Consider the following 20,000-nt stretch of genomic DNA (forward strand, 5'->3'; position numbering starts at 1 on the left):
CGTTTGGGGGATGGGTGGCGCTGGACCGTCGACGCAGACGCGGTCGCGGATGTGCCGTCGCAGGTGCCACTGCCGCCGCGACTCGGTGTTGCGACGAACGCCTGTCGCGGCTGAAGCCGCTCCTACAGGATCAGCGGCGCATCGCTGTCGCCGCGAGCAAAGGACACGGCATCGCAATGCCGGGCACACGTCATCCGTCCATGCGTCAACACGCTGTCCGTCGTAGGAGTCAACTGTCATGCACCTGCGATGGCAGGAGGAGCGTACTGGGCCTGATCGCGCGCGATGGCGTTGAGCCAGCGCAGGAACTTGTGCATGCAGGCGACGATGGCGACCTTGGCCGGTTTGCCGCCTGCGCGCAGGCGCGCGTAAGTGTTGGCCAAGGGGGATTTGGCGCGGATGCTGGCCCAGGTGGCCATGTACAGCACGCGCCGCACGTCGGCACGTCCGCCTTTGATGCGGCGTTGGCCTTTCCAGCAGCCGCTGTCGTGATTGAACGGGGCCAGCCCGACCAGGGCAGCGAGCTTGCGTGGCGGCAGCGTGCCCAGCTCTGGCAACCGCGCGGCCAGAACCGCGCGCAGGATCGTGCCGAGCCCAGGCACCTTAGGGAGGCTCGAGCAGGTCTTGCCCTGCTGCCCGATCTCCTGCGTCAACGTCTGGATCTGCTGGTTCAGCAGGGCGATCACCTCTCGGCAGTGGCGTTGCACCTCAGGGCGGGTGATGTGCTCCAGGCGCCGCCGATGGGCATCGCGCTGGCCCACCAGGGTGGCACGCAGGTCCAGCAGTTCGCGAAGAGACTGCTGGTGCCCGGGCACCACGGGCGTGGGGGTGGTCGGGATGTGCTGGGCGGCGATGGCCAGCAGGCGCGCGTCCAGGACATCGGTTTTGGCATGCAGGCCCAAGGCCTGGGCTAGCTTGCGCGGACGATCAGCGGCCATCCGCACTGCCGGCAGGTCCGCCTCTCGGAGCACCTGCAGCACGGCATGTTCGTAGCCGCCACTGGCTTCCAGCACGATCCGCTCGCAGCCCAGCTCGGCCAGGCGTTGGGCCAGCGCACGCTGCCCCTGTGGCGTATTGGCTTGGGTCCAGGTCTGCTCGTCCGGCAGGACATGAATGACCAGTTCGGCCTTGGATACATCGATCCCGACATAGCGCCGCATAGACGTTCTCCACAGTAGACTCAGGCACGAGAGCACTCCTGCCGACGCCCATGCTTGTGGAGTTCGAGCTCGCGACTCGGGCAACTGTTCGGGCTGATGAGGCAGGAGATACGGGGTGCGGCGGCGCTGACTCCTACTCGTGCTTGCTGGCACTACGGCTAAACGGCCTGCCGCACTCCGCTCTCACCCACAACGATAGACCCTCATTTGACACAAGCGGCTTCAGCCGCGACGGGCATTGTCGGTAACGCCCGTCGCGGCTGAAGCCGCTCCTACAGGATCAGCGGCGCATCGCTGTCGCCGCGAGCAAAGGACACGGCATCGCAACGCCGGGCACACCTCATCCGTCCATGCGCCAGCACGCTGTCCGCCGTAGAAGCGGCTTCAGCCGCGACGGGCATTCCTGGGATGGCCTGTCGCGGCTGAAGCCGCTCCTACGACGAGCAGACGAGCAGAAGAACTTCGTGCCGGCTCAGCCGCGCCGCTGCAACGCGGCCTGCAGCAGCGACTCGAACTTCTGCAGCGGACACAGCCCGGTCGCGGGGTCGCTGCAATCCGGAATCTGCAGCGTCTGCAACAACGGCGGGTGACGCAGGCTCAGCGGAGCCAGCGTGCGCAACTGGTCCAGCGACTGCGCCTGGTAGCGCACACGCACGTAGCGCTGGCCGTTGCGTGCATCGCGCACCTGCTCCACCACCAGCGCGCCGCCCGGGGGCGCGTCGTCGCGGCCGAAACCGGGCAGATGGAAGTGCAGGTCGAGCAGCCCGCTGAGCGCAGCGATATGGGTGTCGCTGGCGACCAGCACGCTCAGCCGCGGCGCGTCGGTCGCGCCCAGCGTGTCCAGCAGGCGGTGCGCCAGCGGCGCGCCTGCGCGTGCGGCCATGTACTGCGGCCGTGCGTAGATCTCGAACAGCAAGGCATGCAGCCGCGATACCGCGGCGATGCGCGCCGGCGTCGCACGGCCCCAGCCGACCTGGTCCAGCGGCATGCCTTCGGCGTACTGCAGGATGAAGACTTCGGCCGTGCCCGAGGTCAGGTCCAACGGCCCATGCAAGGCCAGGCTGCGCCCGTTCTCGCCTGCGGTCAGCGACGAGGGCATGTGCGCGAAGTCGCAGCGCTCAGCGCAGCCGAGGATCTCCTGCATAGTGCGCAGTTCGTGCGCATACGGCGCCAGCACCGCGCCCGGGCCGCCGGTCTGGCGTTGGATCGACGCCACCGCGGCGGCGGCATCGAACTCCACCGCGCCGGCTTCCACCGGACGGAACAGCGGGTCGTCGCTGCCCTCGGCCTGGTGGCCGGCCCGCAGATGGCAACCGGGCGCCAGCGTGTCGGCGAGCAACTGCGCACTGACGATGGTGCGCTGGTCGGTGTTGGCGTAGAGGCTGACCGTGCCCTCGGCGGGGCAGCCCTGCGCCGGCAGCACGCCATCGCGCAGCAGCCATTGCCGGGTGTAGTCGCCGCTGCGTTCCACCGCGGTGCGGCCGTGCGCGGTGAGCAGGCTCGGCGGCGTGTCCCACACCGGCCAGGGCTGCGGCGCCAACGCGGCGGCCGCCGCTTCGCCCGGCAGCGGTGCACGCACGCCGTGGCGGAACAGCATCCACACCTTTTCCACCTGCAGCGCGGGCGCCGCCTTGGGCGCCGGCCGCGCCTGCGCGCCCAAGGCCGCCACCAGCAGCACGACCCACAGCATCCAACGCATACCTGTTTTCATCATCGTCCCCAACATGGAAAGTCTCACGGTGCGCTCGTGCCGCACGTGGCCGTGACCCGGTCGCAGCGCAGGCCCGTGGCGATACCGAGCCAGTAGCCCAGCCGCTGCGGATCCGGCGCGCCGGCGTAGTAATCGGTGCTGATCCATTGCGCACCGGCCTGCAGCGCCGCCTGTGCGCGGCGGCGGTCATGCGCGCGCGCCTCGAGGCCGTCGACATCGGCGCGGGTGCGCACCACGAAGCCCTGCGTCACCAGCGCGCGAATCCGCGGCGCCTCGGCCAGCGGATCCTCGATCGACAGCACCGCCGCCTCCGGCTGGTCCGGCGCATACCAGCCGAACATCATGCGGCCGCGCAGCGATGGATGATCCTGTCGATACAGCGCCTCGTGCCGCGAATTGCCGTCGAGCACGAACAGCAAGCGGCCGCGCGCCTGTGCCACGCGCGGCCAGGCATGCGCCAGCACCGCATCGCGCAGGCTCGGCGCGTCGCCGCGCACGTCGTCGGGCACGATCAGGCGCGCGCGCCCGACCACCTCGACGATGTCGCGGTCCAGCGCGTCCAGATCGCGAGCGTCGAACGCGGAACGGTGCGGCCACACGCCCGGCACCGGATCGAAATCCACCGCATTGACCAGCACCACCAGCGGCGCATGCCGCGGATGCGCGCGCGACCAGGCGGCGAGGATCGCCAGGCAATCGCGGAAGCGCAGGCAATGGCTGGCGTAGTCCAGGCCAGGCTGGTGCAGGACCTTGGCGCCCGGCGCGCGCATCCTGGCGCGGGTCGCCGCATCGGCACGCGCATATGGCGCGGCGTACAGGCCGCCGTGCGGATCGGCGGCCACGTCGAGTTCGAGTTGCCGCAGCCCCAGCGCGAGCTGGGCCTGCAGCGAAGGATGGCCATAGGCCAGTGCCGGCCATTCGGCGGCGTCGTGCGCCTGCAGGCGCCGCCGCACCTGCGCGATCGGCACCGGCCGATAGCTGTTGTGCGAGCCGAGCAGTTGCACCTGGTCCAGGCGCAGGCCGTCGATCGGCACCGTCGCCGGCGCCTCCGTCGCCCACGCCGTTCCCGGCAGGATCGTCAGCGCCAGCCAGACGAGCGTCGCGGCGATGCCGACAACGCGCCACCCGCCGCGCGGCACAGGGCCGTGCGACGGGTGGCGACGTCCCGCGTGCGCAAGCGCCCGCTTCAGAACGTGTACTTCACGTTCAGCAGCGCGGTGCGGCCGGCATCGACGATGTCGGAGATCGCGGTGCTGTTGTGGCCCACGTGCGCCCAGTAGCTCAGGCGGTTGGTGAGGTTGGCCACCGACAGGTCGGCGCGCAGGTGCTCGTTGAAGGTGTAGCCCACGTGCAGGTCCACGCGCGTGATCGGCTTGACCCACAGGTCGTCCCAGGTCGCGCCGCGGTTGTAGTAGTCGTACACCGAGACGTATTCGCCGGAGTAGTGGTAGGCCAGGTTCACCGACAGCGGGCCCTTCTCGTAGAACAGCTCGGCGTTGGCCATCATGTCCGGCGCGTTCTGGATGCGCTCGTCGTGGAACCCGTCCATGCCCAGGTCGACGCGGGTGGTCTGGCGGGTGACGTTGGCGCCGATGCCGAAGCCGTCCAACGGCGCCGGCATGCCCTGCAGGGTCTGCCGCACCGCGGCTTCGAAGCCCAGCACCTTGCCGTCGCCGCCGTTCTGCGGACGTACGTAGCGCACGTTGCCGGCGCCGGTGCTGCTGCCGGCGTTGGCCGGATCCGAGCCGCTCTCGTAGATGTAGTCGGTCAGGCGCTTGTAGTAGCCGGCCAGCATCGCGTGGCCGCCGTGGCCGTTGTCCCACTCGCCGGACAGGTCGACGTTGAGCGACTTGATCGGCTTCAGGTCCGGATTGCCCTCGGTGATGACCGTGGTGCCGTCGCTGGAGACGTCGTAGTTGGCGCCGCCGCCGAGCTGCACCAGCGCCGGCCGGGTATAGCTGGTCCACACCGAAGCGCGGTACACCGCGCTGCCGTCGCCCGGGCGGTAGTTCAGGAACACGCTCGGCAGCGGCACGTCGTAGCTGGTGTGGTTGCTGCTGAAGAAACCGGGCAGTTCGTTGCCCTTGGCGTCTTCGGGCATGGTCCAGAAGGTGTTGCGGATGCTGGTGTGCTCGAAGCGCACGCCCGGGATCACCTCCAGGTCGCCGCTGCGGAACGTGGCCATCGCATACGCCGAGGTCACCGCTTCGTCGCCCCGCATGGTCGCGCAGTTCTGGTTGTTGATCGCCAGGCTGCCGCAGGTGTCGAAGCTGGCCGCGGTCAGGTGCTGGGCGATCATCGCCTTCAGCCCGCTGTTGCTGAGCTTGACCGTCGGCCACGCGTACTTGCCCGGGTACACCGAGTCGTACTGGCCGACCACCAGGCCGGTGTCGCGCAACAGGGTGCCGTCGGTGAACTTGCTGTTGGTCCAATCGCGCGAGGTGAAGTCGCGCGAGCTGTCGACATACTTCACGCCGAACTGGATGTTGCTCAGCGCGCCCTGGTCGAAGTCGTAGCGCGCATCGAACTTGGCGCCGCCCTTGGTCTGGCCGCTGTAGGACTTGGTCAACTGGCCGTAGCGGCGCGCATACAGGCTGCCGATGTCGCTGGCCTGGGCCTGGATGGCCGGGGTCAGCAACGGCTTGGGAAAGCCCTCGCTGTCGTAGCCGGAGAAGGTGCTGGCGCCGCCGTACGGGAACTGGGTGGAGGCATACTGGTCCACGCGCGCGGAGATTTCCACGTGGTCCGGGCGATCGTTGTCGCCGTAGCTGTAGAACAGGTTCGGCGACAGCGTCCAGTTGCCCAGTTGCTTGTCGGCGCCGAACTGGAAGGTGGCCAGGTCCGCCACTTCCGGGTTGGTCTCGTACCAGTAGCGCACCGCCACGCGGTTGATCTGCGGCTGGTACACGCCGGTGGTACCGATCTGCGCCAGGCTCACGTTGGCCGGCACCAGCTGGGTGTAGCCGGTGTTCTGCTCGGTCTTGGCGTAGGCATAGGTGGCGCGCGCGTACAGCTGCAGGCTCGGATCGACGTGCCAGTCGAAGGACACGTTGCCGCCGTAGCGCGTGGTATCGCCGGCGGAATAGCCGATGTTGGCGCCGGTGGCCATCAGCAGGTCCTGCGGATCGTAGCCGGGCACCGGCTGGCCGCTGGCGGTGGTACGCGAGAAGTACTTGCCCGACCAGTCGCCACGCGAGGCGGCGGCGTTGGCCACTTCGCTGTTCACGTAGTGGCGCTCGTCGTAGTACGCGCTGGTGTAGATGCCGAACTGGTTGTCGGTGCCGAACTTGGCGTGGAATTCGCCGGCCGCGCCCTTGCCCAGGCCGTTGTCGCCGTAGTCGCGCGCACGGCTTTCCATGCGCCCGCTGGCGATGACGCTGCCGCCCATCGCCTCGCTGTAGTCGAAGCCGCTGGGGGTGCGGTAGTCGATGGTGCCGCCGATCGCATCGCCGTCCATCGCCGCGGTGGAGGTCTTGTTCAACACGATGGTCTGCAGGCCCGACGGCGGCAGCAGGCTCAGTTGCACGCTGCGGCTGTAGGGCAGGCCCTGGGCGACGTTGACGCCGTTGATCAGGTTGACGTTGTACTCGGCGTTGAGGCCGCGCACCGAGGCGAACATGCCCTCGCCGCGCGCGGCGCCGTCGACGCCGCCGAAGTACGACTGCCCGGTGTTGACCACGTTGACGCCCGGCAGCAGGCCCAGCGCCTCGGCGATGTTGTGCACGGCGGTGTACTTCAGGTCCTCGGCCGACAGGACGTTGGCGGTGTTGGTCGCGGCCATCTGCATGTCCGCGGCGTTGTAGCGGGTGACGGCGACGGTGATCTTGTCCAGGGTCTTGGCGCTGGCGTCGGACGCGGCGGTCTGCGTCTCCTGCGCATCCTGCGCCTGGGCCAAGGCCATCGGCGCGACACCGAGCAACGCTGCGGCGATCGCCAGTGACAGGCGTTTTTGAAGATGGATCGAGTGCGACATGAAAAATCCGAACGTAGGCGCGGCCAACGGAACGCGCCGCAGGCCGGGCATGGAGGGGAGAGAGGCCGTGATCGTGTTCACGGCGGCGCGCATTGTTCGGGTTGGCGGCTGCAATTTCGTGACAACGATGTCATCGGCGACCATTTACAGACGATTCGACGCAAGTCCTGCGCAATTCGGCACAACCGCAGCGGTGCGTCCACGCTGCGCTGCGGGTGGCACTGCGGAAAAGGCGCCGGGTTAGATGCTTCCGCCCGATGCGCCGGGAGGGGATCGTCGGCGATGCATCGCGCCTCTCCGGGCGTGCGCGGCAACGCGATGCCCCCGGCGCGTTCCACGACGGCGCGTACAACCGCCCATCGCGCGTATCGTCACCGCGTCGCGGTGGCGTCGACCTGCAACTGCGCGTGCAGGATGCGGCGGATCTCCAGGATCGCCTGCGGCGTCTCCTGCACGCTGTGGCCGGAGGTGATCACCAGTTCGGACACCGCATCCGGCAGATGCGCACTGCGGTACGGCACCAGCCCGTCGTCGGAATCGGCCAGCGGCACCGCCGGATCGCGGCGAGCGATAATGGTGTGGTAGCGCACTGTCGGCGCGATCGGCAACTCCGCCGCCGCGCGCACGAACGGGTCGGTGTCGCGCAGGTTGTCGATGCTGTTGGGCACGCGCACCGGGGCGCCATCGGGGCCGTCGATCCCCTGCAGCAGGGTGTTCAGGCGATCGAGCAGGGTCACCGGCAGGCGCACCAGGCGCCCGGCCAGGCGCCCGAGCCGCCCTTCGGCGAAGGCGGTGCCGCGTTGCGGCGCGGCGATGAAGATGGCGCGGTCCACCTCGGGCAACGGTGCGAAACGCAGCAGCGGCTGCAACTGCGCCAGCGCCTGCGGGTCCAGCGGGCGCCGGCCGGCGCGCGCGCCGATCAGGTCGTTCCACAGCGTGTCGCCGGCATCGCTGACCAGCAGGCGCCCGATCACCCCACCCATGCTGTGGCCGATCAGCACCATGTGCTGCGACGCCGGCGCCTGCCCCTGCGGATCGAAATGGCGCAGGGTCTGCTGCAGCAGCGTGGCGATCTGCGCGCGGTTCCAGGCGATCGGCATGTTGGTCGGGTAGTAGACCTGCCAGATCTGGTAGTGGCGGCGCAGTTGCTCGTCGCCCATCAGTTCGTTGGCGACGTTGACCCACGCCTCCGGACTGCTGGCCAGGCCATGCAGCATCAGGATGATGCGCCGGTCCGGATCGTACGGCTGCATCAGGTACAGATGCGGCTGGTCGATGCCATCCTCGCGACCGAGCATCGAGCGCAGCGACTGCCGCGCGAAACCGGCACGGGCCAGCCACAGGCCGTAGGCGGCGGTGAAGTTGGCCGCCAGCGGCAGGCGCTGGCCGTGCACCTCGACCTCGCCGTCGCGGTACGGATCGTAGGGCGCGACCACCACGCTGCGGGTGTCGAGTACCTGCGCCAGGCTGTCGCAGTCGAAGCGCAGCAGCACCGTGGTCGGCGCATACGGCATTTCGCTGAACGCCGGCGCATGCGGGTCCGGCGCGGTCCTGGCGGCGGCGGTGGGGTCGCCGACCTTGGACGGCGCGATCTCCGCGACCAGTTCGGCGCCGAAACCGTCGCGCCGGTAGGTGCTGCGCAGGCCATCGAAGCGCAGCGTCGACGCCGGCAGCATCGCGTCCGGCCGCGCCACCCCGCCGGGCAGGCGGAAGCTGCCCATGTCCGCCCGCACCTGCCAGCCGGCCGTGCGCAGCGCGTCGTCGTCGTGCAGTTCGCCGCTGGCGCTGCCGGCGCGCCAGCGCAGGAACAGTTCGCCCACCGCTTGCTGCACGGCGTAGTTGTAGTAGTCGCGCACCTGGGTCTGCCGATCCTCGAAGGCGCGCGCGCTGGCCGGGCGCTGGGTGTAGAACAGGTAGGCGTAGGCGTAGCGCGCGGCCTCCAGCCAGGCCTGCAGCGTCGCATCGTCCAGCGCCCTCGCCTGCCGCGGCGTGCGCGCATTGGCCGCATGCACCCACAGCTCCGACAGGGTCGCCAGCCGCCGCTCCTGGTCCAGCCCCTGCAGCGCGCGCAGCTGCGTGGCGCAGGCCGGAACGTCCGCCTCGCAGGTCTTGGGATCGAGCGCGAGCACGCGCAAGGTCTCCAGACTGGCATCGCTGAGCGTGCCGGTGCTGAGCACGTCGCCGCGCTGGGTGGCGATGTAGTCGGCGGCGCTGCGCGACTGCACGCTGACCATCGCGCAGCCGCTGCCGAGCAGCGACGCGGCAGCCAGCAGCGCGGCGCCCGTGCACCGCGCAAGACGTGCGCGCAGGGTCATGGCGTGGCCGCGGGATCGTCGCCGGGAATGCCGGCGCGGATGCGCGTGGAGAAGTCGGCGCCGGCGCCGGCCGCGCGGGCGCGTTCGCCGATGCGGCCGCGCGCGCGCAGCGTGGCCAGGCTGTAGCCGGGCACGAAGCCGTGCTGGGCGTAGACGTAGGACGGCAGGTAGCCGGACAGCAGCAGCCGCACGTCGAGCGGCAGCGCCGGATCCAGCTTGCGCGCCAGTTCGAACACGATGGTGGTGCAGTTGCTGGTGGCGGTGTTGTAGAACCGCGGCGTGCGCTGCAGTTGCTGCGCCCGCGCCACATAGCCCAGGAACAGCTGGCGCAGTTGTGCGCGCGAGAGATTGAGCCGGTACAGGTACACGTCCTCGCCGCGCACGTTGCTACGCACCGCCAGGATGTCGCGCTCGTCGGCGGCCACCATCACCTGCTCGAAATTGCGGAAGAAGCCGGCCAGCGCCGAGAACGCCTCGTCGCGTTCCTTGCGGATCTCCAGCGAGAAGACCACGCGGCGGCCGTCGTCGAAACCGAACGAGACCAGGGTGTGGGCGATCGCCGGCCCCATCCAGTACGACAGCGCCAGGTCCGCCGAGGCCAGCCGCTCCAGGTCGTAGTGGCGCGTCTCCCAGCGCGGGGTGTAGTCGTGGTCGCTGCGCCAGGCGAAGTTGCGCACGTTGTGCAGGGTCACCACGTGCCCATCCACCTGCGGCTCCAACAGCTGCGCGACATCGTCGGCCCAGTCGCGGTTCTGCTGCGGCTGCAGCGCCGACCAGCCCACCGCCATGCCCGCACAGCCCAGCGCGAACAGCAGCGGCAGCACGCGGTACTCGCGCGGATGCCGCAGCCCCCATAGGGCAGCGACGCCCAGCGCAGCCCACAGCAGCGCCGAGCCGTAGCGCACCACGGCGCCGGTATGCGGCAGATAGGCCAGGAACAGCGCGCCCCACAGGCTGGCGGCCAGCACCGCCAGCATCGCCACGGCGCGCGCCAGCCGCCACGGCCAGGCACGTCGGCGTGCGGCGCTGGCGGCGCTCACAACGCCGCCGCCGCCGCGGGCGTGGCCAGGGCGTGGCACAGCAGCCGGCAACCGCGCTGCGCCAGCGCCTTGCGTTCGGCCTCGTCGCTGCCGCGCTGGCAGGCGCCGAGCATGTCCATCGCCAGGGCCAGGTCCTCCTCGCCCAGGTCCGCACGGCACAGGCCGGCGGCGATCGCACGCTGCAGGAACGGCAGCAGGATCGCCATCGCCCGCGTATGCGCTGCGTCCATCATCGGATGCTCGCGCGGCATCGACCGCCAATAGTCGGCCAGCGGCGCGGACATCGCGATGTGTTCGGCGACGTCGTACATCAGCACGAACAGCCCGTCCGGCCGCGTGCCGATCTCGCGCGCGCAGCCCTCCAGGCCGTCCAGGCCGCGTTCCAGCAGCGCCGCCATCAGCTCGGTCCGGTCGGCGAAATGACGGTACAGGGTGGCGCGGCCGAGGCCGGCGCGCTCCACCACCAGTTCCAGCGGCGCCAGCACGCCGTGCGCGCAGAACACCTCGTCGGCGGCGTCCAGCAACAGGCGGCGGCGGTGGGCGGTATCGGCTCGCATCTCCATGCGCGGCATTATCGGACAATTTTGTCCGCCTGCAAGCGGGTGGCGACGGGCGGCCGCCGGCAGCGGCCGGCGGCGCCTTGCAGCACCGGCCTCAGCCGGTGTTCTGCACGCCCTGGGCGACGCCGTTGACGCAGGCCACCAGCGCCCGCAGCAGGTCCTCGTCCTCGCCCTCGGTGGCGCGCCAGCGCTGCAGCAGGTCCACCTGCAGCACGCTGATCGGGTCGATGTAGGGATTGCGCAGGCGGATCGACAGCGCCAGGCGCGGGTCGTGCTGCAGCAGCGAGGCCTGCCCGGTCAGCGCCTTCACCCAGCCCTTGGTCAGCGCCAGTTCGTCGCGGATGCGCGGGAAGAAGCGCTCGTGCAGCGGCCCGGACAGGCGCGAGAACATCTCGGCGATGTTGAGGTCGCCCTTGGACAGGACCATGGCGATGTCGTCGAGGAAGGTGCGGAAGAACGGCCAGTCGGCCGCCATCACGCGCAGCGCGTCCTCGTGGCCGGCATCCACCGCTGCCTGCAGGCCGCTGCCCACGCCGTACCAGCCCGGGATCACCGCGCGCGCCTGACTCCAGGCGAACACCCAGGGGATCGCACGCAGGTTGGACAGCGCCGCATCCTGGCCGAGCCGGCGCGACGGCCGCGAGCCCAGGGTCATGCGCTCGATCACGTCGATCGGCGTGGCCAGGCGGAAATAGCGCATGAACTCGGCATCGCCGACGAAGCCGCGGTACGCCTGGCTGCTGTGTTCGGCGACCAGGTCCATTACCGGCCGCCAGCCGTCCTCGCGCGCGTCGGCCGCACGCGGGCGCAGGCTCGACAGCAGCACCGCGCCGGTCATCTGCTCCAGCGAGCGCAGCGCCAGCGCACGGATGCCGTACTTGCGGTGGATCACCTCGCCCTGCTCGGTCACCCGCAGGCGCCCGTCGACGCTGCCGCGCGGCGCCGCCTCCAGCGCGCGCGTGGTCTTGCCGCCGCCACGCACGATCGAGCCGCCGCGGCCGTGGAAGAAGGTCAGGCGGATGCCGAGTTCGGCGGCCGCCTCCAGCAGTTCCACCTGCGCGCGCTGCAGGCCCCAGCGCGAGGCGGCGATGCCGCCGTCCTTGCCGCTGTCGGAATAGCCGAGCATCACCATCTGCACGTCGGCGCGCGCGGCCAGGTGGCGGCGGTAGACCGGATCGGCCAGCAGGTCGCGCAGGGTCGCGGTGCCGCCGCGCAGATCGTCCACGGTCTCGAACAGCGGCACGATGTCCAGCGGCACCGCGCCGTCGGCATCGACCAGGCCGCCGCGGCGCGCCAGCGCCAGCACGGTCAGCACGTCGGCGCGGTCGTGCGCCATCGAGATGATGTAGCTGCCCAGCGCGTCGGCGCCGTGCCGCGCGCGCGCATCGGCGAGCGCGGCGAACACCGCGTCCAGCCGCGCATTGCCGTCGTCGTCGGCCGCCGGCAGCGCCTGTTCGCCGCTGGCGTAGGGACCGAGCAGGCCTGCGCGCTGCTCCACCGACCGTGCATCCCAGTCCTGCGTGTCCAGCGCGGCGGCGACCGCGCGTGCGTGCACGCTGGACTCCTGGCGCACGTCCAGCCGCGCCAGATGGAACCCGAAGCTGCGCACCCGCCACAGCAGGCGCCGCACCGCGAACCAGCCGGCGTGCAGGCCCTTGTTGGCCTGCAGGCTGTCCAGGATCAACTGCAGGTCGCTTTCCAGTTCGGCCGGGGCGGCATAGGCGCCCGGCGCATCGTCCAGGGTCGCCTGCAGGCGCGCGCGCATCAGATCGTTGAGCAGGCGGTAGGGCATGTCGCCGTGGCGCGGCCGCGAGCGCGCGGCGGCCTCCGGCAGCAGCTGCCGGTAGCGCTCCAGTTGCTCCAGCAGCGGCGCGCTGACCGCGACCAGGGTGGTCGACTGGCTGAGCAGGCTGGCCAGCTGCCACAGCTCCTTCAGATAACGCTCCAGCACCGCGCGCCGCTGCGCGTCCAGGGTGGCGGTGATGGTGGCGGCATCGACGTTGGGGTTGCCGTCCATGTCGCCGCCGACCCAGGTGCCGAAGCGCAGCAGCCGCGGCAGGGGCAGCGCCTGCCCGTAGGTCTGCTCGATGGCGTGCTCCAGGGTCTCGTACATCACCGGGATCACCCGGTACAGCACCTGGGTCAGGTAGAAGCCGACGTGTTCGCGCTCGTCCTCCACGGTGGGACGCACCGGCGAGGAATCGGCGGTCTGCCACGAGGCGGTCAGCGCCATACGGAAGCGCGCCGCGTCGGTGGCGCGCTCGCCCGGGGTGCGCAGGCCGTCGAGATTGTCGACCAGGCTGGCCACCATCAACTGTTCCTTCTCCAGCAGCGCGCGCCGCACCGCCTCGGTCGGGTGCGCGGTGAACACCGGTTCGACGTCGATGCGCGGCAGCCAGTCGCGCAGTTCGTCGATGCCGACACCCTGCGCCTTGAGCCGGCGCAGGGCGTCGAGCAGTCCGTCCGGCTGCGGCGTGTCGGCGCTGCTGCGCTGGTAGTCGCGGCGGCGGCGGATGCGGTGCACGCGCTCGGCGATGTTGACCACCTGGAAATAGGTGCTGAAGGCGCGCACCAGCGCTTCGGCATCGCGCGGCGCGCGGCCGGCGAGTTGCTCGCTCAGCGAGGACAGCGGCGCGGCGCGCTCGCGGCGTGCGATCGCGGTGGTGCGGATGCGTTCGATCTCGTCGAGGAACTGCGCCGAGACCTGTTCGGCGAGCAGGTCGCCCACCAGGGCGCCGAGCCGGCGCACATCGTCGCGTAAGGGAAGGTCGGGCGTGGCGAAGGCGATGCTGCTGCGGGACTCGTTCATCGGGAAACGCATGGCTCGGCAGTGGGGGCGCCGCAAGCCTAACCGAAAAGGGCGCGCGCTCCCGTCGGCCGCGGCGACGGTTTCAAAGCGAACCATTTGCGCGGTCTCGCCGTGTGCCGTGCCACGGCCGCTCGCGCGTGCGGCCGTGGCACAGGCGCGGCTCAGTGCGGCGCGGCGCCGGCCTCGGCAGGCGTCGGCGCCGGTCCCAGATAGATGCGCAGCCAGCGCTCGCTCTCGGCCAGCATCTGCAGCACCGATTCGCGCGCACGATAGGCATGCGCCTCGTTGGGCAGCATCACCAGCCGTGCGGTGCCGCCGTTGCCCTTGATCGCCGCGTACATGCGCTCGCTCTGGATCGGGAAGGTACCGGAGTTGTTGTCCTCGGCGCCGTGGATCAGCAGCAGCGGATCCTTGATCCGGTCGGCGTAGTTGAACGGCGACATCGCCTGGTACACCGGCTGCGCCTGCCAGTAGGTGCGTTCCTCGGACTGGAAGCCGAACGGCGTCAGCGAGCGGTTGTAGGCGCCGCTGCGGGCGATGCCGGCCTTGAACAGGCGGGTGTGCGCGAGCAGGTTGGCGGTCATGAAGGCGCCGTAGGAATGTCCGCCGATGGCGATGCGATCGCGATCGGCGACGCCGCGCCGCACCACCTCGTCCACCGCCGCCTGCGCGTCGGCGACCAGTTGCTCGACGTAGGTGTCGTTGGGTTCGCGCGCGCCCTCGCCGACGATCGGCATCGACGGGTCGTTGAGCACCGCATAGCCCAGCGCCAGGAACGCCTGCGGCCCCCAGTAGCCGATCGCGTTGAAGCGGTACGGCGAGTCGGTGACCTGGCTGGCGGCATCGGCGGATTTGAACTCGCCCGGGTAGGCCCACATCAGCATCGGCAGCGGGCCGTCGCGCTTGGCGTCGTAGCCTGGCGGCAGCAGCAGGGTCGCGGTCAGTTCCACGCCATCCTTGCGCCGGTAGCGGATCTGCTCCTTGTGCACGTCGCGCAACTGCGGCGTGGGATGCGGGAAGCGGGTCAGCGCCACCGGCTCCGCGTTCGCACTGTCGAGCCGATAGAAGTTGCGCGGCTCCTGCGGCGTCTCGCGGGTGATCAGCAGGCGCTGGCCGCTGTCGTCGAGCAGGGCCTGCGGCACTGCGTAGTACGGCGCCTGCGACTGGAACAGGCGGGTGCTGTGCCGCGTGTCCAGATCGTAGCGGTCCAGGAATGGCCGATCACCCTGCGGCGAGGCGCCCTCGCCGCGCAGGAACAGGCTGTGGCCGTCGGCGGCGATCAACAGGCGCGGGTTGCCGGCCGCATCGCGCTCCGTCACCGGCGTGCCCGGATCGGCATAGCGGTCTTCCTGCGACCGCTGCACCAGCAACTGCGGCGCCTGCGCGGGATGGTCCGGTGCCACGCGCCATTGTTTGGTCTGCCGCGTCTTCCACCAGAACTCGTCGATCAGCGCCAGGTCGCCCCGACCCCAGAAAATGCCGGCGAAGCGCGACTGCAGGCGCGCCAGCGTCACCGGCGGCGCGGTGAACGGCGCCGCCTGCATCCGCACCGCGTCGCGCACCGCCGCCTCGCGCGCCGGATCGCCGCCGTCCTGCGCCTCGGCCCAGACCAGCGTCGCCGGCGCGTCGCTGCGCCAGTCGATATCGCGCACGCCGGTGCGCACCGCATCGTTGCCGGTCGGCAGACCCTCCACCAGCGGCAGCTGCGCCACCGTGTGCACCGGCTTGCCGGCGCGGTCGAGCACCTCGATGGTGCGCGGGAAGCCGCTGGCCGGCACCAGGTAGGAGAACGGCCGCTGCAGGCGCTGCGCCAGCAGATAGCGGCCGTCCGGCGACGGCGCCAGCGACAGGTACAGGTCCGGGGAGGCGATGCGCTGCTGGCGCCCGTCCACATCGACCAGCGCCGGCTGCGCGCGCAGTTGATCATCGAACTGGCGCGCGTCGGCCTCGTTCTTCAGCAGGTCCTGGTAGGTGCGCAGGGCGGTGGCGCCGCCACCGGCGGTCTGCTGCACCGCCGGCCCGGTCGGCACCGCGTCGGCGAGCGGCGCGGCGCCCTGCTCCGGCGGCTGCAGCAACACCAGCAACTGGCGGCTGTCGGGCATCCACGCATAGCCCTCGCCGGACACCGTGTTGAGCCGCTCGGCGACCCGCCGCGCGCGCAGCGCGGCGATGTCCACCACCCACAGTTCGTTAGCGCCGCTGCGCGCATCGACCCGGTTGAAGGCCAGATGCCGCTGGTCCGGCGCCCAGGCCATGCCGGCGATCGACAGCGGCGACGGCAGGCCCTCGATGCGCAGTTCGCTGCCGTCGGCGATGCGCAGCAGCCACAGCTTGTCGCCGAAGGCGAAGCGGCTCTGCGAGCGGGTGCGCGGATGGATGCGCAACCCGGCCAGCTTGAGTTCCGGCTGCGCGACCTGGGCGATGCCGGGCAGCGCGGGCAACTGCAGCATCGCCGCCAGATCGCGCCGCGGGCTCAGCGACAGCTGCGGCGGCCGCGGCGCATCGACGATGGCCTGCAGCGGCGCCGACGGCAGTTGATAGCCGCTGTCGGCGGCATCGGCGGATGCGGAGGCCGCCGCAGAGGCCTGTGCGGCATCCGCCGCGGCGCTGCCGGCCGCGACCAGGGCCGCGCACAGCAGGCCGCAGACCGGCCTGGCGACACGGCGGCGCCCGCGCACTGTGATCTGGTTCATCTCTCCCCTCTCCTTTCTCTCGATCGAACCGTCGACGGTAGCAGGGCGGGCGCCGCCCGCCCCCCTGTCGATGGTTGGGCGCGGGCGCGTGTTCAAGCGCCGCACGTGGCAGCCGCTATAATCGGTTACCCCTTGCGCCGAGGGGCGCTGCGACCGGATCGAGACCGCATTCCCCGTCTCCAGACCCGGCCAGGCTCGGCGCGAGGCTTGAGCGACAACGGCGCCCGGACTTCGCGAGTTTCTCGCCATTGACCGGAGCTTTATCGATGAACGCTGCACTCAAGAGCTTTTCCACCGAGGGCGACTACAAGGTCGCCGACATCAGCCTGGCCGACTGGGGCCGCAAGGAACTGGATATCGCCGAGCACGAGATGCCGGGCCTGATGTCGATCCGTCGCCAGTACGCCACCGCCAAGCCGCTGGCCGGCGTGCGCGTCACCGGCTCGCTGCACATGACCATCCAGACCGCAGTGCTGATCGAGACGCTGAAGGACATCGGCGCCGACGTGCGCTGGGCCTCGTGCAATATCTTCTCCACCCAGGATCACGCCGCCGCGGCGATCGCCGCCACCGGCACCCCGGTGTTCGCGTGGAAGGGCGAGACCCTGGAGGAATACTGGGACTGCACGCTCGACGCGCTGACCTTCACCCTGCCCGACGGCACCCAGACCGGCCCGGAGCTGGTGGTGGACGACGGCGGCGACGTGACCCTGCTGATCCACAAGGGCTATGAACTGGAGAACGGTTCCAAGTGGGTCGACGAACCGGCCTCCTCGCACGAGGAGCAGGTCATCAAGAACCTGCTCAAGCGCGTGGCGGTGGAGCGCCCGGGCTACTGGACCCGCGTGGTCAAGGACTGGAAGGGCGTCTCCGAAGAGACCACCACCGGCGTGCACCGCCTGTACCAGCTGGCCGAAGCCGGCACCCTGCTGATCCCGGCGATCAACGTCAACGACTCGGTGACCAAGAGCAAGTTCGACAACCTGTACGGCTGCCGCGAGTCGCTGGCCGACGGCCTCAAGCGCGCGATGGACGTGATGCTGGCCGGCAAGGTCGCGGTGGTGTGCGGCTACGGCGACGTCGGCAAGGGCTCGGCGCACAGCCTGCGCGCCTACGGCGCCCGCGTCATCGTCACCGAGATCGACCCGATCTGCGCGCTGCAGGCGGCGATGGAAGGCTTCGAGGTCAACACCGTCGAGGACACCCTCGGCCAGGCCGACATCTACGTCACCACCACCGGCAACAAGGACATCATCCGCATCGAGCACCTGACGCAGATGAAGGACCAGGCCATCGTCTGCAACATCGGCCACTTCGACAACGAGATCCAGGTCGAGGCGCTGTACAAGCTGCCGGGCGTGCAGAAGATCAACATCAAGCCGCAGGTGGACAAGTTCGTGCTGCCCAACGGCAACGCGATCTTCCTGCTGGCTGAAGGCCGCCTGGTCAACCTGGGCTGCGCCACCGGCCACCCCAGCTTCGTGATGTCCAACAGCTTCGCCAACCAGACCCTGGCGCAGATCGACCTGTGGCAGAACAAGGACAGCTACGAGAAGCAGGTGTACCGCCTGCCGAAGAAGCTGGACGAGGAAGTGGCGCGCCTGCACCTGGAGAAGATCGGCGTGAAGCTGACCAAGCTCACCGACGCGCAGGCCGCCTACCTGGGCGTGCCGGTCGACGGCCCGTTCAAGCCGGAGCACTACCGCTACTGAGCCGTTGGCAAGACATCGCCAGGCAGACAGGAACGGGCGCCGCGAGGCGCCCGTTTTTTGTGCGATCGGCACTGCGCGCGTGTGGAGACGGGGGCTGGAAATTCGTACGGAGCGAAACCGCAGGTATCGCCACCTTGCGCAGTCCCTGCTCCAAGCGGCCTTTTCCGGCCAGTTGGCCGACGCGCCTGTCCAGCCAGGCCATCCGTATCACACACCTGCGCTGCATTGATTCCACACCAATCGCCTGGCGCTCCCGATGAGCACCACCACCATCCGCCTGCCGGACGCGCTCAAGGCCCGCGTCGCCAAGGCTGCGGAAGCCGCCGGCACCACGTCGCACAACTTCATCCTGGAAGCCATTGCCGAGAAGGCCGAACTGGCCGAGCGGCGCGTCGACAGCATTCCCTGGGACGAGATGCGTCGCTATCTGATGGAACGCAGTGAGGGCAAGGACACCCCCCCCCCCGCCCCCCGCAGGTTCGCGAAATAGCATGGCGCACGTCGAGTTCCTGCCCTCTGTCAACGAGGACCTACGGCGCATCATCGGCCATCTGGAACAACACGAAGCCGAGCATATCCAAGAGCGTCTGAGCGAGATCGTCAGCGCATCGAACGTGCTGACGGACAATCCGCTGATCGGCCGGCTGACGCGCCATGATGTGCGTGAACTGGTCATTGGCCAAGGCGCTCACGGATATATTGCCCTCTACCGATACGTGGTGGCGCTGGATACCGTCTTTGTCCTGGCGATCCGCGCGCAACGCAAGGCAGGCCATGCACGCGATGCATGACATCATCGCCATCTAGTGCCCAAGACGGCGCTGGTCTTCAGATCCTGCACTCGCCAGCCGGCGCGTATACCGAGATCTGGATGCGGCTGCGCGCGTGGTACGGCGTGCGTGTCCAATCGCTCCAGCGCGCCTCCAGGCGCAGGCCGGCGATCTGCGCCATTAGGTCCAGTTCCGATGGCCACACGTAGCGGCGGCGCTCGCTGAAGATACGCGTGCCGGATTCGCCCAGCACCACCACGCGCTGATCGATGCGCTGCTGCAGCGGATCGGGCTGCGAGCACACCAGCATCACCGCCGCGCCGTCGCCGTCGGTATCCGGCACGTCCAGCACCTGGCTGACCTTGCCGCCACCGTCGAACACCTCTGCGCCCGGCACGGCAGTTTGAATCAACAGGCGTCCGTCGGGCGCCAGGCAGCGCGCCGCATTGACCACGCAGCGCAGTTGCTCGGCCTGGGTCAGCAGGTAACCGAATGCCGCCACCGCGTAGATCAGGCCGAACGGCCCGGACACCGGCATGTCGGCGAAGTCGGCGCAGACCAGATGCAGGCGTTCGCTGCCGGGTTTGGCGCGCAAGGCCTCGAGCATCGCCGGCGCGTTGTCGATGCCGGTGACCGGCACATCGCAGTGCGCGAGCGGCAAGCCGATGCGGCCGGTTCCGATGCCCAACTCCAGCGCCGCGCGGCCCGCGGCCAGTTCGGCCAGCACGCCGACGCACTGCTGCGTAGCAGCGGCAGGCCAGCGATCGTAGACGCGATCGTAGATCGCGGCCAGGCGATCGTACTCGTGGGTCACGGGCATCCGCAGCCACTCGTTGCCGAAGTGGCGCGACGATAGCACGCAGCGATCGCGATGCAATGGCGCACGCACGGCAGCGGCACCGATGACGAACGCGGCAACGCGATCGGGCGTGAGCGAGGCAAGCTGCTTGAGGAAAGATGACAGGGATGTTGCAGTTGGCCGCGCTTCAGTCTTTCCCTTGCGTCGCCATAGTCGAGCGAGGAAGCTTGCTCCGCGCCTGCCACAGGCGGCAGGCGCGACGATCGCAACAGAGTCCCCCGTTCAATCAGGAGTATCGCCATGAAGCGCCTTTTTGATTCGCTGTCGCGTTGGGTCCAGAGCCTCGGTGGCAACAGGCTCGGCTACATCTACACCTACTGACCTTCCCGCCACCGTCGCGTGGCATTCGCGTGCGAGAGGGGGCGATCCGCCCCCCTCTCTTCGGCACTCGGCGCATT

At 69.8% G+C, this 20,000-nt stretch carries 13 protein-coding genes and 1 riboswitch; of the genes, 3 read left to right on the top strand and 10 right to left on the bottom strand.

What is annotated here, in order from left to right; translation table 11 throughout:
- Positions 1-236: 236 nt before the first annotated feature.
- The 9 genes from PG878_RS17170 to PG878_RS17210 form a co-directional block, all read right to left on the bottom strand.
- Positions 237-1,160: an IS110 family transposase gene (locus tag PG878_RS17170; RefSeq protein WP_311163327.1), complete on the bottom strand. Its 924-nt coding sequence runs from the start codon at positions 1,158-1,160 to the stop codon at positions 237-239.
- A gap of 472 nt (positions 1,161-1,632) precedes the next feature.
- Positions 1,633-2,850: a histidine-type phosphatase gene (locus PG878_RS17175; RefSeq protein WP_209032480.1), complete on the bottom strand. Its 1,218-nt coding sequence runs from the start codon at positions 2,848-2,850 to the stop codon at positions 1,633-1,635.
- Between the two features lie 44 nt (positions 2,851-2,894).
- Positions 2,895-4,010, bottom strand: coding sequence for a Ca2+-dependent phosphoinositide-specific phospholipase C (locus tag PG878_RS17180; protein ID WP_209032346.1), 1,116 nt, complete (start codon positions 4,008-4,010; stop codon positions 2,895-2,897).
- A 47-nt stretch (positions 4,011-4,057) separates the two neighbouring features.
- The gene (locus tag PG878_RS17185; protein WP_209032481.1) at positions 4,058-6,772 is read right to left on the bottom strand and encodes a TonB-dependent receptor; all 2,715 of its coding nucleotides are present in this window, start codon (positions 6,770-6,772) and stop codon (positions 4,058-4,060) included.
- A gap of 443 nt (positions 6,773-7,215) precedes the next feature.
- Positions 7,216-9,159, bottom strand: a complete 1,944-nt coding sequence (locus tag PG878_RS17190; protein ID WP_209032347.1) for a lipase family alpha/beta hydrolase — start codon at positions 9,157-9,159, stop codon at positions 7,216-7,218.
- Positions 9,156-10,136, bottom strand: coding sequence for an Lnb N-terminal periplasmic domain-containing protein (locus tag PG878_RS17195; RefSeq protein ID WP_209032482.1), 981 nt, complete (start codon positions 10,134-10,136; stop codon positions 9,156-9,158). Before PG878_RS17195 ends, PG878_RS17190 begins: the two co-directional genes overlap by 4 nt.
- A gap of 59 nt (positions 10,137-10,195) precedes the next feature.
- A complete protein-coding gene (locus PG878_RS17200; RefSeq protein WP_209032348.1) occupies positions 10,196-10,771 on the bottom strand; it encodes a TetR/AcrR family transcriptional regulator in 576 nt (191 codons plus the stop codon).
- 82 nt (positions 10,772-10,853) lie between these two features.
- Positions 10,854-13,568 (bottom strand): phosphoenolpyruvate carboxylase, encoded by a 2,715-nt coding sequence (ppc, locus tag PG878_RS17205; protein ID WP_209032349.1) that lies wholly within the window; start codon positions 13,566-13,568, stop codon positions 10,854-10,856.
- A gap of 161 nt (positions 13,569-13,729) precedes the next feature.
- The gene (locus PG878_RS17210) at positions 13,730-16,261 is read right to left on the bottom strand and encodes a S9 family peptidase (protein WP_244672728.1); all 2,532 of its coding nucleotides are present in this window, start codon (positions 16,259-16,261) and stop codon (positions 13,730-13,732) included.
- Between the two features lie 133 nt (positions 16,262-16,394).
- Positions 16,395-16,494, top strand: a riboswitch (S-adenosyl-L-homocysteine riboswitch).
- 33 nt (positions 16,495-16,527) lie between these two features.
- Between PG878_RS17210 and ahcY the strand changes: the two genes are divergently transcribed.
- The 3 genes from ahcY (at position 16,528) to PG878_RS17225 (ending at position 18,764) form a co-directional block, all read left to right on the top strand.
- A complete protein-coding gene (gene ahcY, locus PG878_RS17215; protein WP_209032350.1) occupies positions 16,528-17,973 on the top strand; it encodes an adenosylhomocysteinase in 1,446 nt (481 codons plus the stop codon).
- Positions 17,974-18,229: 256 nt separating this feature from the next.
- A complete protein-coding gene (locus PG878_RS17220; RefSeq protein WP_209032351.1) occupies positions 18,230-18,463 on the top strand; it encodes a ribbon-helix-helix protein, CopG family in 234 nt (77 codons plus the stop codon).
- 1 nt (position 18,464) lies between these two features.
- A complete protein-coding gene (locus PG878_RS17225; RefSeq protein ID WP_209032352.1) occupies positions 18,465-18,764 on the top strand; it encodes a type II toxin-antitoxin system RelE/ParE family toxin in 300 nt (99 codons plus the stop codon).
- Positions 18,765-18,801: 37 nt separating this feature from the next.
- Here PG878_RS17225 and PG878_RS17230 read toward each other — a convergent pair whose 3' ends face one another.
- Positions 18,802-19,563, bottom strand: a complete 762-nt coding sequence (locus PG878_RS17230; protein ID WP_209032353.1) for a class I SAM-dependent DNA methyltransferase — start codon at positions 19,561-19,563, stop codon at positions 18,802-18,804.
- Positions 19,564-20,000: the final 437 nt, after the last annotated feature.

The sequence above is a fragment of the Xanthomonas hawaiiensis genome (assembly GCF_031834635.1).
In the GTDB taxonomy this organism is placed as follows: domain Bacteria; phylum Pseudomonadota; class Gammaproteobacteria; order Xanthomonadales; family Xanthomonadaceae; genus Xanthomonas_A; species Xanthomonas_A sacchari.

Bases quoted from the DNA above. Each gene is read 5' to 3' on its own strand.
- PG878_RS17190 (WP_209032347.1), bottom strand. From the start codon at position 9,159: ATGACCCTGCGCGCACGTCTTGCGCGGTGCACGGGCGCCGCGCTGCTG.
- PG878_RS17220 (WP_209032351.1), top strand. From the start codon at position 18,230: ATGAGCACCACCACCATCCGCCTGCCGGACGCGCTCAAGGCCCGCGTC.
- PG878_RS17200 (WP_209032348.1), bottom strand. From the start codon at position 10,771: ATGCCGCGCATGGAGATGCGAGCCGATACCGCCCACCGCCGCCGCCTG.
- PG878_RS17185 (WP_209032481.1), bottom strand. From the start codon at position 6,772: ATGGCCTTGGCCCAGGCGCAGGATGCGCAGGAGACGCAGACCGCCGCG.
- ahcY (WP_209032350.1), top strand. From the start codon at position 16,528: ATGAACGCTGCACTCAAGAGCTTTTCCACCGAGGGCGACTACAAGGTC.
- PG878_RS17195 (WP_209032482.1), bottom strand. From the start codon at position 10,136: ATGCTGGCGGTGCTGGCCGCCAGCCTGTGGGGCGCGCTGTTCCTGGCC.
- PG878_RS17225 (WP_209032352.1), top strand. From the start codon at position 18,465: ATGGCGCACGTCGAGTTCCTGCCCTCTGTCAACGAGGACCTACGGCGC.
- PG878_RS17170 (WP_311163327.1), bottom strand. From the start codon at position 1,160: ATGCGGCGCTATGTCGGGATCGATGTATCCAAGGCCGAACTGGTCATT.
- ppc (WP_209032349.1), bottom strand. From the start codon at position 13,568: ATGAACGAGTCCCGCAGCAGCATCGCCTTCGCCACGCCCGACCTTCCC.
- PG878_RS17175 (WP_209032480.1), bottom strand. From the start codon at position 2,850: ATGCTGTGGGTCGTGCTGCTGGTGGCGGCCTTGGGCGCGCAGGCGCGG.
- PG878_RS17230 (WP_209032353.1), bottom strand. From the start codon at position 19,563: ATGCCCGTGACCCACGAGTACGATCGCCTGGCCGCGATCTACGATCGC.
- PG878_RS17210 (WP_244672728.1), bottom strand. From the start codon at position 16,261: ATGAACCAGATCACAGTGCGCGGGCGCCGCCGTGTCGCCAGGCCGGTC.